Origin of the sequence: Mycolicibacterium mageritense (assembly GCF_010727475.1) — a bacterium.
GTDB lineage: Bacteria > Actinomycetota > Actinomycetes > Mycobacteriales > Mycobacteriaceae > Mycobacterium > Mycobacterium mageritense.
In genome coordinates this window covers 1,243,341-1,256,969 of sequence record NZ_AP022567.1, presented here as the reverse complement: position 1 = coordinate 1,256,969, position 13,629 = coordinate 1,243,341, and the positions used below count along the sequence as shown (strand labels likewise).

Annotated in this window: 15 protein-coding genes; 5 read left to right on the top strand and 10 right to left on the bottom strand. The window is 66.7% G+C overall.

Annotated elements, in window-relative coordinates; genetic code table 11:
• Positions 1–4: 4 nt before the first annotated feature.
• The 4 genes from G6N67_RS06135 to G6N67_RS06120 are packed head-to-tail and all read right to left on the bottom strand — an operon-like array spanning position 5 to position 3,481.
• On the bottom strand, positions 5–775 hold the full coding sequence (locus tag G6N67_RS06135) for a DUF2185 domain-containing protein (protein WP_036433579.1): 771 nt from the start codon (positions 773–775) through the stop codon (positions 5–7).
• A 10-nt stretch (positions 776–785) separates the two neighbouring features.
• Positions 786–1,841 carry a hypothetical protein gene (locus tag G6N67_RS06130; RefSeq protein WP_036433580.1) on the bottom strand — a complete coding sequence of 352 codons (1,056 nt, stop codon included), beginning with the start codon at positions 1,839–1,841 and terminating at the stop codon, positions 786–788.
• Positions 1,842–1,898: 57 nt separating this feature from the next.
• Positions 1,899–3,206: a hypothetical protein gene (locus G6N67_RS39090; RefSeq protein WP_063835123.1), complete on the bottom strand. Its 1,308-nt coding sequence runs from the start codon at positions 3,204–3,206 to the stop codon at positions 1,899–1,901.
• The gene (locus G6N67_RS06120; RefSeq protein WP_163642127.1) at positions 3,203–3,481 is read right to left on the bottom strand and encodes a type VII secretion target; all 279 of its coding nucleotides are present in this window, start codon (positions 3,479–3,481) and stop codon (positions 3,203–3,205) included. The genes G6N67_RS39090 and G6N67_RS06120 overlap by 4 nt, the downstream gene beginning before the upstream one ends.
• 369 nt (positions 3,482–3,850) lie before the next feature.
• Here G6N67_RS06120 and G6N67_RS06115 point away from each other — a divergent pair, with 369 nt between their 5' ends.
• Complete coding sequence (locus tag G6N67_RS06115; RefSeq protein WP_036433582.1) at positions 3,851–5,893, top strand: hypothetical protein; 2,043 nt, start codon at positions 3,851–3,853, stop codon at positions 5,891–5,893.
• Positions 5,894–6,162: 269 nt separating this feature from the next.
• On the opposite strand, the gene G6N67_RS06110 is transcribed toward G6N67_RS06115, so the two are convergent.
• Positions 6,163–6,522: a hypothetical protein gene (locus G6N67_RS06110; RefSeq protein WP_131524702.1), complete on the bottom strand. Its 360-nt coding sequence runs from the start codon at positions 6,520–6,522 to the stop codon at positions 6,163–6,165.
• Between G6N67_RS06110 and G6N67_RS06105 the strand changes: the two genes are divergently transcribed.
• The gene (locus tag G6N67_RS06105; protein ID WP_131524704.1) at positions 6,505–7,515 is read left to right on the top strand and encodes a hypothetical protein; all 1,011 of its coding nucleotides are present in this window, start codon (positions 6,505–6,507) and stop codon (positions 7,513–7,515) included. The two genes, G6N67_RS06110 and G6N67_RS06105, sit on opposite strands and share 18 nt — an antisense overlap.
• Here the strand turns inward: G6N67_RS06105 and G6N67_RS06100 are convergent.
• Together G6N67_RS06100 and G6N67_RS06095 are read right to left on the bottom strand one after the other, a co-directional pair.
• A complete protein-coding gene (locus G6N67_RS06100; RefSeq protein WP_036433585.1) occupies positions 7,437–8,360 on the bottom strand; it encodes a hypothetical protein in 924 nt (307 codons plus the stop codon). The genes G6N67_RS06105 and G6N67_RS06100 overlap by 79 nt on opposite strands.
• A 10-nt stretch (positions 8,361–8,370) precedes the next feature.
• Positions 8,371–9,342 (bottom strand): toll/interleukin-1 receptor domain-containing protein, encoded by a 972-nt coding sequence (locus tag G6N67_RS06095; RefSeq protein ID WP_131524706.1) that lies wholly within the window; start codon positions 9,340–9,342, stop codon positions 8,371–8,373.
• Positions 9,343–9,723: 381 nt separating this feature from the next.
• On the opposite strand from G6N67_RS06095, the gene G6N67_RS06090 reads away from it, so the two are divergent.
• Together G6N67_RS06090 and G6N67_RS39470 are read left to right on the top strand one after the other, a co-directional pair.
• On the top strand, positions 9,724–10,146 hold the full coding sequence (locus G6N67_RS06090) for a hypothetical protein (RefSeq protein WP_036433586.1): 423 nt from the start codon (positions 9,724–9,726) through the stop codon (positions 10,144–10,146).
• A 269-nt stretch (positions 10,147–10,415) separates the two neighbouring features.
• Positions 10,416–10,550 carry a hypothetical protein gene (locus G6N67_RS39470; protein ID WP_268951260.1) on the top strand — a complete coding sequence of 45 codons (135 nt, stop codon included), beginning with the start codon at positions 10,416–10,418 and terminating at the stop codon, positions 10,548–10,550.
• 17 nt (positions 10,551–10,567) lie between these two features.
• Here G6N67_RS39470 and G6N67_RS06085 read toward each other — a convergent pair whose 3' ends face one another.
• A complete protein-coding gene (locus G6N67_RS06085) occupies positions 10,568–10,900 on the bottom strand; it encodes a hypothetical protein (protein WP_131524708.1) in 333 nt (110 codons plus the stop codon).
• A 282-nt stretch (positions 10,901–11,182) separates the two neighbouring features.
• On the opposite strand from G6N67_RS06085, the gene G6N67_RS06080 reads away from it, so the two are divergent.
• Positions 11,183–11,449 carry a hypothetical protein gene (locus G6N67_RS06080; RefSeq protein WP_036433587.1) on the top strand — a complete coding sequence of 89 codons (267 nt, stop codon included), beginning with the start codon at positions 11,183–11,185 and terminating at the stop codon, positions 11,447–11,449.
• A 76-nt stretch (positions 11,450–11,525) separates the two neighbouring features.
• On the opposite strand, the gene G6N67_RS06075 is transcribed toward G6N67_RS06080, so the two are convergent.
• A complete protein-coding gene (locus G6N67_RS06075; protein ID WP_036433588.1) occupies positions 11,526–12,332 on the bottom strand; it encodes a helix-turn-helix transcriptional regulator in 807 nt (268 codons plus the stop codon).
• 192 nt (positions 12,333–12,524) lie between these two features.
• Complete coding sequence (locus tag G6N67_RS06070; RefSeq protein WP_051578787.1) at positions 12,525–13,415, bottom strand: chymotrypsin family serine protease; 891 nt, start codon at positions 13,413–13,415, stop codon at positions 12,525–12,527.
• Positions 13,416–13,629 lie beyond the last annotated feature (214 nt).

Genomic DNA, 13,629 nt, shown 5'->3' with positions numbered 1-13,629 from the left:
GAGTTCATCGCCTGATCGTGATCGACCGCACCAGTGCCTGCGCCGACGTCAGGTCGTCTCCGCTGTCGAAGTACGCGGCCACCTGCAGGTGGCCGGCGCTGCTCACCACGAAGCCGTAGAGCGCCGGCAGCCGCCCATCTTCGGCGAGGCGGTACGTCAGGTAGTGCACGCCGTTCTCCGACCACTCGGCGTCGTCGAACCCCCGCGGCGACACATGGGCCTTCACCTGTTGCAGGCGAACGGCGGGGGCGTCGCCCCTCGGGTTGCCCCACGGGCTGAGCATCGCCGTCAGACCCGGGCGCCAGAACACCGCGCGCGACGAGCCCGCGTCTTGGTCGATGCGGAAGTTCATCGGTTCGGGCACCGTGAGCACCCAGTCCGCGGTGAGCTCGTGGTAGGCGTTCACGACGGGGAACTGCGGGTTGAGCGCCGGCGGTGTCGGCTCATCCGGATCACGCGGGGCGCCCTCGGGGTCTTCGACGAACGCGTCTTCGTGCCGGACGAACGCTGAGCCGGGCGGCGCCTGGAGGTACGGCAGGATCGCGCGGTCGTAGTTGGCGATCTCGTTGAGCGACAACAGGTTCACGTGGCCGGAGTCCGCCAAATACTCGGGGGTCTCATCCCCAGCGGTGAACACCCAGCCCGAGCCGTCGCGGTACATGTAGCCGACCGGGCTGCCGTCCACCAGGATTCGGTCCGTAGCGAAGCAACCATCGTCGGCAGCGAGGCCCGGCACGATGTCCTCGGCCGACAAGCGGAACTTCTTGTTCGCCACCCCCAACCTGCTAACGACGGCCGGTGTCAGCGCGCGGGAACAGCAGCGCCGGATCCACCGTGCGGGCAAGTGCGCGCTGAACGGATCGCAGCAGCACCAGGGCTTCGGGGTCGGTGAACGGGCTGACCAACTCGAACTCCACCCCGGCGCCGAACATGTCGCTGGCCCAACTGATCTCGGCCAGGAACTGAATACGGGACCAGTCCCTCGTCGACAGCTCCGGCTTGTCACGGCCGAGCTGGTCCCGGAGCCGGGCGACATCGGCGTCGAAGTCGGCCCTGCCGGCGTAGCCGAGCGCTTCGATAGGCAGCGACCGCCCAGAGGCGATCCCGCCCCACACCGACAACGCAGTGGCCAGGAAACGCTTCTGCTCCGACGACAACACGGGGCCGGCGGCAGCGTCGCGTCGCAGCTGCTCGCCGTGGTCGGTGACCGCTGTCGCGACTTCATCCGGCGTGGACCCGATGTGTGCGATGAACGCGTCGCTGGTGGCTGTGCTCAGCGCACCGATTCCTGGACCGAGCCGCATCCGTGGTCCGGCGGCCGCCGCGAAGATCTGCTCGACCACCAGCCCCTGACCGGGTTCGGCCGAGCCCCGAAGGTGCGTGCAGTACTCGACCCACAACGACTCGTCGCTCATTGCGATGTAACCGCTGGACCGCACTCCGCACACTCCCGGCAGCCTCGGCAGCACGATCTCGCTGGTCCGGATTCCCTCGGCGTTCCAGTTTCGAAGACCCTTGTCCGCGTGGGCGACCAGTTGAGCGGGATCCGGCACACCGGTGAACCGGAACGCGCTCAGCGCCTGCAGTGCCGCCCATCCCGGTCGTCCATCGACGGTCGTTCCCACGACTCGCAGCGGCGCGGCGGCGTCGTCAGGGATCGTCAACGTCCGCCACCCGGCAGGTACTGGGGTGTCGGTCAGCCACGAGGCCTCCGCGGGGGACAACGGAGCCCACCCACGCACCTGGGCCGAGATGAGGTCCAGCAGTGAGGACTCGCCCAGCACACGGCCCCACGGGGACTGGTCCCCGTGGGGATCCCCGGACGCGGCGGTCTCACTCATCGCGCATCACCCCGATTCCAGGTTCCAGCATCCGCATCTCCTTCACGACGATCACACTCATCCCGGCGACAACAGCAGCAGCCCCAGTAGCGCTGCGAGGCTCAGACCACCGGCCGCCGCCGCGGGCGCGCTCACCTGCCCCGGGCCCAGATCCCCACCAAGGCTGGGCGGCGCCAACGGCGTGTTCGGCAGGATCAACGGCCCCACCGGGGACACCGGGGTGGCGGGCGGCGCGGGATTCGCCAACCACGGCGGGAGCCCGCTCTGGTCGGCGGGCAGCACGGGCGGTAGCGCGACGGGCGCGTGCGGGGCTGGTGCCGGCACAGGGTTCTCTATCGGGTGCGGCACAGTCGTCGGGAGGTTCGGAGGTGCGCCGATGATCGGCGCAGCGCCCCCGGCGCCTCCGATCAGTCGCAGGAACTCGTCGAACCCTCCGGTCGGCCGATAGACCGTGCCGCCGTCACCGCTCAGCGGGTCGTGGATCACCAGGATCCCATCCTTATAGATCGCCGTCGAGGACCGGCCCGGAATCGCGCCCACATGCAACGACGGATCGGCTCGAGGATCTCCAGTAAGCATGCCGTGCACGAGCTGGGCCAGCTCGTCTTGCGTCATCCCCTTGAAGTCGCTGAGGTGCTTCTGCCACGCGTGGCCGTAGGCGATGCGTTGCGCGTCCTCCATCACGGGATCGCGACTCCACCCACCGGGTGGCTGCGGCAGACCCGGATCAGGTGGTGGGTCCAGCTTGATCTCGTTGTCGACCAGGTGGATCGCCGGGCCGTGACCCTTTCCGTCGCCCTCGCCCTCGCCCTCGCCGTCGAACCGAATCGCTTCCAGCTCAGCGGCTTTGGTTTCCAACCGCTCGCCAGCGAAGGCGTCGGCTTGGACGAGTCTCTCGGCGAACCAGCGGATGTCCTCGGCGTGCTCGGTGGCAGCGGTCCGCCGCGCGGCCATCTCGAGCACGTCCACCCGCTTGGTGTCGGTCACCGACAAGTCCTCGCCGACCTTGAACCCGTCGTCCTCGGCGGCGGTGATCGCTTCGAGCACCTCCCGCTTGGCGGCCCTCACGTCATAGCCACCGTTCTCGGCGATGTCGGCGGCCTCGGCCTGAACGTCGCGCTGCCGGCCCACCACCGCGGCGTCAGCCGCCGCCCGATTCAGCGCGGCGTCCTTGCCGTCGCCCGCCCAGGTGGTCCCGCCGGGAGCGGCGATCCCCCGACGGTGCTCGTCGAACAGGAGAACGGACTGGCTGCCCAGCGTCCGTAGTTGTGTGGCTGCGTCGTCGAGGTGCTGGGTCGGCCAGTCCTCGATCTCCGAACGGGTGGGCAGCGCGCCCGCACCGCCAGGGGAGGCCGCAGGGCTCACACGCTCACCGTGGTGATGGCGTCGCGGCCGTCGTCGTCCGTGGTGTCGTAGCGGGTGGCGCTCACTGAGAGATCATCGGACTGGCCGGAGATGCGGCCGGACTGGCGGGTGCGGGCGGACTGGGCAGCGGCGAGGATCGCAGCCACGCCGGCCTGACTCGGCGTCGTGCCCCGCCCGGCTTCCACGGTTCCGGTGGCGAGCTCCGCCGCCGTGCCTTCACCGTTCGCAGCTGCGGTGCGCAAGCCAGCTGCATCGACTTCCAGTCCGTTTGCCACGTGATCCCCCACCCGACGTACACCCTGGTCGTGAGGTTACCTCAGGATTTGGCCGGGGCGGACGGGAGTTTTGGGTGCAGGGGCCTGGTTCGGAACTGAGTGGAACCGATCACGGTCGGCGCGCGTCTAACCCTGTTGCGGACGAGTACAGCGAGCACCTCGACGAACCGCGGCTGCCCGACTGGGCTGAGACGCTGCTGGCCGCTGACGCTTATGGACGCGTACCGCCAGGTGATCGAGCCGCAAGGACCATCGACCCCGCCGAGGGTTTCGGGCAGCCGATTCGCCAGAGCTTCGGACCGGAGACGGGGCCGTCGGTGACGGTGCGGGGCGATACTCTCCCAGGGTCGGATCGAAGTAAGGGGCGCTATGGCTCTGACCACATCACTGGCAGGCCGTGTCCGGAACACAAGCCTGCCGAAGAGCCACGCACTCCTGCCGCTCCTCGAGGCCATCGTGAACAGCATTCAGGCGATCGATGCGCGTCCCGGGAACCCGGAATCACCTGGCCGGATCGAAGTGAGGGTGCACCGCGAAGCCCAGGCGGAGCTGGACTTCGGCTCCGCAGGTCCTGGGCGAGCGCCCATGAAGCCAATCGTCGGCTTCACCATCGCCGATGATGGCGTGGGATTCACGCCGCAGAATATGTGCTCCTTCGAGACACTCGACAGCGACTACAAGTCGGACCTCGGCTGCCGCGGCGTAGGCCGGCTTCTTTGGCTCAAGGCCTTCGACAGGGTGTCTGTGCGGAGCGCATACACCGACGAGCAGGGCGAACTCCGGGGGCGGCAGTTCAAGTTCTCGGTCGAGCACGAAGTCGAGCACGACGGGGACGCTGACGGGTTCGTACGCCCGGGCGCAGTGGTCAGCCTCGACGGCTTCAAGAAGTCGTTCCAGCAGCACGCGCCGAAGGGCATCGACGCCATTGCGCGCGAGGTGTTCGAACACTGCATCTGGTACTTCCTCCGCCCCGGCGGTGCGTCCGTGGTGACGATCGCGGACGACGACGAGTCAGTGTCGCTGGCCGGCCTGATGGACGAGTTCGTCGACTCGGCGATGTCGTCGTCGACGATCGAGGTCAAGGGGCAGAAGTTCGACATGCTGAACCTCCGACTGAAGGCGACCGCGCGCAACTCTGTCCCCCGCCTCCACTGGTGCGCGGCAAGCCGCGTCGTCATCGAGGAGAACCTGAGCGGGAAGGTGCCCGGGCTCCACGGCAAGCTCAAAGACGAGGCCTCAGGTGAGTTCGTCTACGCCTGCTATCTGACCTCAGACTTCCTGGATGAACGCGTCCGGTCTGATCGGACGGCCTTCGACATCGCCGATTACATCGCAGGGGAACCGCTACTCGACGACCTCTCGCTGGACGACATCCGTGATGCCGTCGCCGAAAAGATCGGTGAGATCTTGAAGGGCCCGCTCGCGTTGGCGCGCGAGCAGGGAAAGCAGAGGGTCCACGACTTCGTAACCAAGCGTGCTCCGCGGTATCGGCCGGTGCTCGCAACGATCGAGCAGCGCGGCATCACGGTCGATCCGTCGGTCAAGGACCAGGAGCTCGAACTCCAACTCCACCGGCACCTGCAGAAGATCGAGTCCGAGGCGTTCGTTCAGGGGCAGGAGATCTTCGCGGAGGCCGACTCTGAGCCGGCGGAGGACTACGCCGAGCGTCTTGCGGCCTACCTCGCCACCGTCAGCGAGATCAACCAGTCAGACCTCGCGGCATATGTCTCGCGCCGCCGCACGGTGCTGGACCTGCTTGGGCGGCTGATCCGCGCTGATAAGGAGGGGAAGTACAGCCGAGAGGACGCGATCCACTCGCTGATCGTCCCGATGCGGACAGAGTCCAACGACGTGGCCTCCGATGGGTCGAACCTGTGGATCGTCGATGAGAGGCTCGCGTTCCACGACTACCTCGCCTCCGACAAGACGCTGAAAAGCATGCCGATAACGGGCTCCGAATCGACCAAGGAGCCCGACATCCTCGCGACGCGGCTCGTCGACTCGCCTGTACTCGCAGCCGAAGGGCAGAAGCTGCCGCTGCCGTCGATAGTCGTGGTCGAAATCAAGCGGCCGATGCGCAAGGACGCCACCGAGGACAAGAACCCGATCCAGCAGTGCCTCGACTACGTGAAGAGGATCCGCGCAGGAGGAGTGCTGACCGCCGCGGGTAGGCCGATCCCGCCGACTCAGGATCCGCCGGCGTTCTGCTACATCATCGCCGACCTCACGGAGAAGATGATCGAGCGGTGTGAGATCTCAGACTTGCGGCCCACCCATGACGGTCTCGGCTACTTCGGCTACAACAATGCCGCCAGGGCGTACATCGAGGTCATGAGCTTCGACGGGCTGGTCAACGCAGCCACTGAGCGGAACCGCGCCTTCTTCGACAAGCTGGGCCTGCCCTCCGGCTAAGGCTCGGCTACGGGGCGGCTCCGATAGCACCGTGCCCCCGCCGAGTGGGCAGGGGCACGGTGCTGTTCAGCTCGCTAGCGGTCGGCCGTCACAGGTCGCGGTGCAGAGTCTGCGCCTGCACCGCACCGCCGCTCGCCGGATCAGGCAGCGACCTGCGTCGCCGCCTCGTCGATCCGCTCCCAGTTCTCGCGCACCCACGCGCGCGCCCCGCGGAGCTCGTCATCGGACAGACAGGCTCCGGAAGGCGGCGGTGGCCACCGGATCGCGCGTCAGCAGCCCGTGGAGGTCCGGATCCTGCGCGGTGTACAGGCGCGTGAACTCGTAGGCGGCTTCCACTCCGGCCCACACGACGGGTGCGCAGCAGTGACCGGCCTTCGCCACCATCTCCTCGGCCGCCTGCGGATAGGCGTCGGCGCCGGGGGGAGGGGAGGGAACGGATCCTCGAGCTCGTCCATCTGGTCGAGCACCGCGGCGGCGTTCTCGGCCCACTCCGCGTTCCGGAGCAGCCACTCGACCATGAAGTCCCGCGCCTCCGTCCGCAGCTCAGCGATCGCCGCCTGCAGCACCGCGTCCTCCGGGAACCTGCCGAGGTCCGCATCACCGCCGAGCAGGTGGTCAAGCGTTGCCACGAGGCCGGCGTACACGGCGACCACCGCGGTGTTGGCGTCCTCGGAGAGCACCAGGTCGCACTCGCCAACCGGGCCAAGCTGGTGCGTGCCGGCGATCTCGGCGTGCCGCCCGAGGTCGACCTCGCCCTGGTCGAGGCTGCGGACAAGGACAAGGTGCCGATGGCGTTCAGCGTCGGCGACTGTGCGTGGCTGCGTACCGCAGACCGCGCGCTGTGGAGCCTGAGTGGCGAAGGCGGTGCGCTCACCCGCGACGGCGAACGCGAGAAGCTGTTCCGCACGACGCCCGGCGCACGCGTCACGATCGGGTGCACCGTGCGCGGCGTGGCGGCGAGCATCCCGGCCGGCCTCGACAGCGTGGCCGCCGACGCCGCGAGCGCGGCGGGTGTCCCGTACCGGTGGACGGACAGCTGCCGCCAGTTCGTGCGGATGAATGGACAGCGGTACGAGTTGCCCGATGCCCCGACGGCACAGGGGACGGCGCTCAGCACCGAGATCCTCGGTTGGGGCTGTAACTCCGGCGTCGAGCGTCCCGGAGGCAAACCGATGATCGCCGCGCTGTACGCCTGGACCCGCTCGCCGTTCACGTGGGCTGCCGCCGTGCTGATCTCGACCGCGGCGGGGGCGGTCGTTGCTGATCTCCCCGCCGCACGGCGAGGCGGCGGGGTCGCCGTCGGAGGTCACCACGGCGAAGGTCGGCGGCTTCTGCGTCACCGTGATCGCGGCGAGGGGCGGCGCACTCTGGGCACTCCCGCCCGGATCCCGCGACGGTGCGCTGCGCCGCATCGAGCCAGCGGACGTGAACCGCGAAGCCGTGGAGTGTGCGCGGTAGTCGCAGAGAGGGAACAGCCCCGTCTCGTCGAGGGAGGCGGGGCTGTTTCATGCTCGCGGTCAACCGCGACGAACGGCGGTCCGGGTCAGTCGCTCAGCTTTCCCGGCATGATCTCGTCGATCTTCCGCGTGAGTTCGTCGTGGGCGGCGGGGTCCAAGCCGTAGAAGCTGGTCGTGTACGAGAGCGCGTTGTAGTACGCGGCGACCGGAACGAATAGGAGTCGTTCAAGATCCCGGACGTCAACGGTCAGGACCGTGCCGACGTGGTCACCGTGGTCGACGTACCGTCGCCACTGCCTGGCCTGGTACAGCGACGGGTGTGTGCCAGCGCAGAGAAAGCCGTACACCCCGGAAGCCTGACGCTTGGTGATGCCCCCGACCATCGCGTGCAGGTGATCGAACATACCCTCCACGCAGTCTTCGGGTCCGGGGAACTCCTGGCTGCCGATCTTCCGTCCCACCGGATTCCCGCCGAGGTCTTCGGTCCTGGTCTGCCGGAACACGGTGCGGATCCGGTCGCGAAACTCGGCCCACTCTCGCTTGGCCCTCTGGTGGGGCTCGGATGTCTTCGCGCCCATGCGGCCAGCCGCCTGCTTTGCCGTCTCGCTGCTGGTGAGCTCCTCCAGGTACGCCCTGGCGAGAATGTCCTCGGCTGCGAGTGGAGGCTTGCCGAGCACCCACATCGCGTGGGCAGTCACCTCGAGGACGGACCGAGTGAGCGGCAGAGGCGGAAACATCGCTTCACCGCTGCGGTACAGCGCCGCGATCCCTCCGAGGTGGCCGGCGGCGATCTCCAGATAGGTGACCACCACCTCGGAGATCAGGGTGAAGCCAGCGGGATCGAGTCGCTCAAGGTCTGCCGCGAGCTTCGCGGCGGGGGAGCGGTCGGCGGGGTGCCAGTGTGATGTCTCCGCGGTGCTGAGGAATGCGTCGCGGCACGCTTCGGCGAGATCTGCGAGTTCGTTGAGGCGGCGCAGAACGTGTTCGTCCTGCTTGGGGTGAGCGACCATCCGCGCGTCCCTAACCCGTTGCCTCGGCGTCGGGGAACTTGAATCCGCTGAAGTTCGGAGTCCGGTCGAGTTGTATCTGGAACCGGAAGTCGATCACGAGCTCGCGGTTCAACGCCTCGCGCGCGTGGACCTTGGTGATGTACACGAGAGCCCAGAAGCCGTACCGATTGTGTAGCGCGATGGCATCGCCGGCCCGCGCATCCACGATTCGACTGCTCAGGTCGAACTGGGACACGTCGGCGAGTAGGTGCGCACGTTCTAGCGCACGGTTGATCACCGCGACGTTGGCGATGTCACCGGGATCGTTGAGCACGTAGACGGTCCCGAGCCCGCGTTGTCCGACGTCCAGCGTGAACTGCGCGGTGCCGCTTCCGAGCCTGTACTTGCCGCTGTTCTGGGAGTAGACGAATTCGACGTCACCGTGGTCTGCCGGGTTGTGCCACCGCTCCGGTGAGTTTCTGATCGCCAGACTTGCTTCGACGGCTGTGCGGCCTTCCAGGGGGATCGGGCCCAACGGTGGCGCGACGTCGACTGGGGCTCCGTGGATCTCGCGGAGCAGGCGCTCGTACGCGGCCTCCTGCGAGGCGTCGTCGCGGAAATCCTCGTACATCCGCCCGGCGAGGAACGCCGGCAGCACCGGCGGGTTGTTCGGGTTGTTCCGGATGATCGGGATCACCGCGTCGGAGTCCAAGTCCGCGAACAAGCGAGCGGAGAGCATCTGGCTCTCTACGCCGGCACCGCCTTCTCGCTCGTTGCACTTACGGCTGTAGTTCTCGGACACGACCGCGATCACGCGGTACTTCTGGTCAGCGGCGCGCTCCATGTAGTGGGCCAGGTTGCCGCCGAGGCTGACGTTCCAGCGGTCCAAGTAGACGTCGACGCCGTTGCTGCGCAGTCGGTGTGACAGTTGCAGAACCCAATCTCGGTGCTCTTCGTCGTCGTGCGAGTACGACATAAAGACTTGGGGCGGTTCGGTGATCACACGGACATTCTGCAGGCGGCGCCCGACTCTCTCGCGCTCCTGTTCGATTAAGGGTCTCGATGACCCACCGTTGACCGATTCCCTGCGCACCGGCCCGCGACCGACGCAGAGAACACCCAGGTCACCGCGTTGAGGCTTGCGGGCTGAGCTGGGGAAACTGTCCGCCGTCGTTCTGAAAAGCGGAAGGTCGCAGGTTCGATCCCGGCCCTGGCCACTGAGAGAACCCACTGGTGACGGTGGGTTTTTCTGTGTCTGAGCAGGGTCGGATGTGGCACGGTGTGACACATCGGCGCGTTCTCATTCTCGTTCTCCGCACGCGGTCTGGCCGAGCGTTCTCTCGTTTCGCAGCATCTGCGACGACACCGGTGAGACGATCGCGCGATGGCCAGCCGAGCCGACTCTGACGAGCACTATGTCCTCGACCTGTGTGACGAAATCCTCGGAATCCCGGCACGTCGCCAGGAGAGGTTCGACTGGCTGCGCGGAGATCCATCACCAACACGGCCCCGCGGGTCGACGCTCCCCGTGGACGGGTACTGGCCGGATCTCCGACTGGTCGTTGAGTTCCAAGAGGAACAGCACACGCAGCCGTCTCCATTTTTCGACCGGCGTCAGACGGTGTCCGGGGTCGGCCGGGGCGAGCAGCGGCGTCTGTACGACGAGCGCAAGCGCATCTTGATCCCTGAGCACGGGCTGCGGCTCGTTGTGATCGAGAAGTCCATCTTCACCGTGAGTTCGAGGCGGATCGCAGGTGACCGCCCACGCGACATCGCTGTGGTCCGTCGCTGCCTCGGACTGGGTTGAGATACCGCGATTCATGGCGCCCTGCCCACCGCCGCGCAACACTCACCGCATCCAGCACCGTGCTCGCCTCATCTATACGGACACGGTCACGGGGTCGGCGTGATCGGCCGGATCTCGGACGGTCTGTCGGCCGCGGAACTGTCTGGTGGAACGTTAGTCTCGGCGCCAGACGACTGGTCGGCCGAGCAGGTCCTCGTGGCGATGACGGAGACGCTCGCTGCGAACGGTCTCGACGAAGTACCGCACTGATCTGCTACGACGGGGGTGCCATGGCATACATAGCGGGACAGCTGGTCTTCATGGCGGTCATCGCGGCGCTGATCGGCGGTGCGATCTGGGCGGTGGTGGTGATGCGCAAGCCGCGTCCACCGCTTGAATCCGACGACGAGGACGAAGAATGGTGACCCGGTTCTGGGTACGGTCACCGATGAAGGGTTGAGTCGTCCTCGACCTCGTCGGGGGGCATTTCCTCGCGGGACCACTCGTGCTCCGGAGACGATCGGAACGCCATCCAGCCCACTGGGAGATCCGCCAACGCGCGCAGCGAGGGGTCGGCACCGACCACGCACCCCATGCACGCGAGCTTGATCTCCCGGATCGGGTCCGGAGTCTCACACACGAACTGCCATTCACCTTGGTGATCGTGGAACACGGTCAGGACCGGTAGACCATCCTCGAGAACCTGACGGGTGGTGAAGGCCGCGATGTTGACCGGCGTAGCAAAGGGCCAGTCGGATTCATTCACACATGCCATAACGTAAATCGTAACTTCAGCAAACTACATGCGTACGTCGAACAGCATCCGGTCCGGCGCGGACGGCACTCGGGCGTACACCAGAGGTGACAACTTGAGGTTTGGCATGCCCCACTACGCGGAATGTTCGAATCGCGGGACGTGACACACCCGACAGCTCTGACCTCTCGGTTTGTTGCAAGGCTGGGAGTTTTCTGGAAGCGAGCGTGACGTTCGCTCGATACGTTGCACGTGGTTTGTTCGAGGCCGCCTCGGTCCTGGTCCAGTGTTTGAGGAGATCCCGTGCTGAAGAGGTTTGCCGCGGCCGGCGCGCTTGCGCTGGGCGCCTTGGTGTCTGCCACCGGCATCGCGCACGCCGATGACATCTTGGTCGTCGGCTACGACGGCGTCGAGGAGTACTACAACACCGAAGCGGAATGCCGCGCGGATGGGCCGAACGTCCACCTGGAGATCAACGACCGCGCGTACCCGTACTGGTATTGCCGCATCGGTGATGACCGCGGCGACACCGTGCATTGGTATCTCTGGAACTCGGACACTCCGAATTAGGGCAATGCCCGCGAAGACTCGTCCCCGTGGCCGTCCTCCACACGGCCACGGGGGCGCCCGCCGCCCGGTCTAGGGTTCACAGCTCGCTGCGGTACGCGGAGGGCGTGATCCCGACGCGTTGCTTGAACGTCGTCGCGAAGTGGCTTGGGCTGGAAAACCCCGCCGCCACGCTGATCTCGGTCATCGTCATCCTTGTCGTCGACAAGAGCGTCTTGGCCTTCTCGATTCGCTGGTCCAGCACGTACTGGTAGGGCGTGGTGTTGAACGTGCGTGCGAAGGCGCGGCGGAACCCGGCCACCGGCATGCCGGCGACATTCGCCAGTGTGGGATGGTCGATCTCGCGATCGAGGCCATCACGGAGGAAGTCGACGAGGCGCTGCCTGGCGGCCTGGTCGAACGCGCGACCAGGTTGCTGCACCGGTGTCGGCCGCTCACCGTAGATGTCGAGGATGTGCAGGCGCAGTGCGTCGGTCAGCGACTCCCGCAGCAGCCGCGACACGGGGTCGGTTCGGCCGGCGGTGCCGGCGATCCGCTCGATCATGTGGTGCAGCAGCGGGTCTCGCCGGCCGACGACCGGACGCAGCGTGGGGGCGCCGATGAGGGCAGGCGACAGCGTCAGCCGGACGAACTCGCAGGCGGCATCCCGGGCCAGCGCTGCGGACTTGGATCCCGCGGGGATGACCCACACGTCGCTCGCGCGTGGGGTGACGTACCCGTTGGGACCGCGGTCGAACACAACCTCCTTGTGCCTCGCGGTGCCCCGGCGCCACACGCGCACCTCATGTTCCGGCCCGAAGACCGACCAGTCGGCAGGTCCAGCGAACGTGTGGCTGATGAACCGGAGGTCGATTCCGGAGTCCGCAGAGCCCAGCGTCAGGCGCATGTCGCGCGGAGTCGTCGGCGATTGAAACGCTGCGGTCGGGCGGTCTCGGTCCGCAGCTGCTGATCCGCCGGCGTGCTCAGCTAACACATAGGGGAGTGTATCGCTGCCGCCCAGTGATGGCCTCGTGTCGACGGGCGCTGCGGGTCAAGTCCAGCTCTAGCTGTGCCGCTGCCGGTCTCGGCACCGTCAACGTCAGTTCCCGCGACACGTGGGATCGCTGCAGAACAGAGAGGCGCCAGTCGCCTTCAGAATCGGTGCGAACAAAGAGAACTCGGTGTGGTTGTCTTCACCCTCCGGTGAACCTCGCAGTATGCCGACCGCGGCGACTTGGTCGTTGCCGAGTTTCACATATGCCGGAGATCCCGAATCGCCTGCGGCGGAATACAGTTCAGCCTCAATGCTCACCGAATTGTGTTCGAGTACCTTGCCGCACGTTTCGCCGCTGACGAAGCCGAACTTGCACAGCGTCACATCGTTGTTCAGCAGGTATTCGTGGTCGAGCACCTTGGTCACCTGATACACCCCGGCGATCCGCGCGTTGCCTTCGACAGAGTCGGCCAGCGCCGGGTCGATGTCGATCACCGCGAAATCCGACCAGCCATCCGAACCTGTCTCGACGACCTTGTCCGGCGTGTCGGCCGTTTGGACAGTCGTGAACTGGCCTAGGTCGATCGGTGTTTCCTCGTCGGACTTGCGGGTGAAGTGCGGGCGTCCGTTGTCATTTGCGCGATCGCAGTGACCGGCGGTGTACCCGATCGGTGCGCCCGAGCCGTCGCGACCGAGAAACGCCAGCGTGCATTCGTACTCGTCGTTGTCGGGACCGTCGGCGGCGATGGCCGTACCAGGCACGAAGTCATCGAACGACAACCAGTCGTTGTTCGTGCCAGTCATCACCGGCGTCATGTTCGGCTGGTCTGCTGGCACAGTCGGATTCGGCCACAGCACCACTGCCACGAACGTCACGCCGATCACCGCCACGATGCCGCACCCGGCGTAGAGGGTCCGGCGTAGCACCCGGCGGCGCGGCTCCGCACGTGCTGATGCCTCGTATCCCTGCGGGGCAGAACGGTAGTTCCCGGTCACGTGTCCTCCACTGATGCAGATGCGTCGCGACTACGCATTGGTCATGGCTCGTTTACGTACGGGTTTTGACGGCGGTGGTCCCGGCTGCGCCTCATGCCCGTGCTGGCGGCTGCGCAGGCCAGCCCGCAGATGGCTACGCCGCACCGTATCCGAATTGCTCACGGCCGGCTTTCAGAAAATGGCCGGTCCTTCGAAAAGCAACACTCGTCCTGAT

Excerpts from the sequence above, each read along its gene's own strand:
- G6N67_RS06085 (WP_131524708.1), bottom strand. The coding sequence starts at position 10,900 with ATGGCATGTGTGAATGAATCCGACTGGCCCTTTGCTACGCCGGTCAAC.
- G6N67_RS06090 (WP_036433586.1), top strand. The coding sequence starts at position 9,724 with ATGGCCAGCCGAGCCGACTCTGACGAGCACTATGTCCTCGACCTGTGT.
- G6N67_RS39470 (WP_268951260.1), top strand. The coding sequence starts at position 10,416 with ATGGCATACATAGCGGGACAGCTGGTCTTCATGGCGGTCATCGCGGCG.
- G6N67_RS06075 (WP_036433588.1), bottom strand. The coding sequence starts at position 12,332 with ATGCGCCTGACGCTGGGCTCTGCGGACTCCGGAATCGACCTCCGGTTC.
- G6N67_RS06100 (WP_036433585.1), bottom strand. The coding sequence starts at position 8,360 with ATGGTCGCTCACCCCAAGCAGGACGAACACGTTCTGCGCCGCCTCAAC.
- G6N67_RS06130 (WP_036433580.1), bottom strand. The coding sequence starts at position 1,841 with ATGAGTGAGACCGCCGCGTCCGGGGATCCCCACGGGGACCAGTCCCCG.
- G6N67_RS06115 (WP_036433582.1), top strand. The coding sequence starts at position 3,851 with ATGGCTCTGACCACATCACTGGCAGGCCGTGTCCGGAACACAAGCCTG.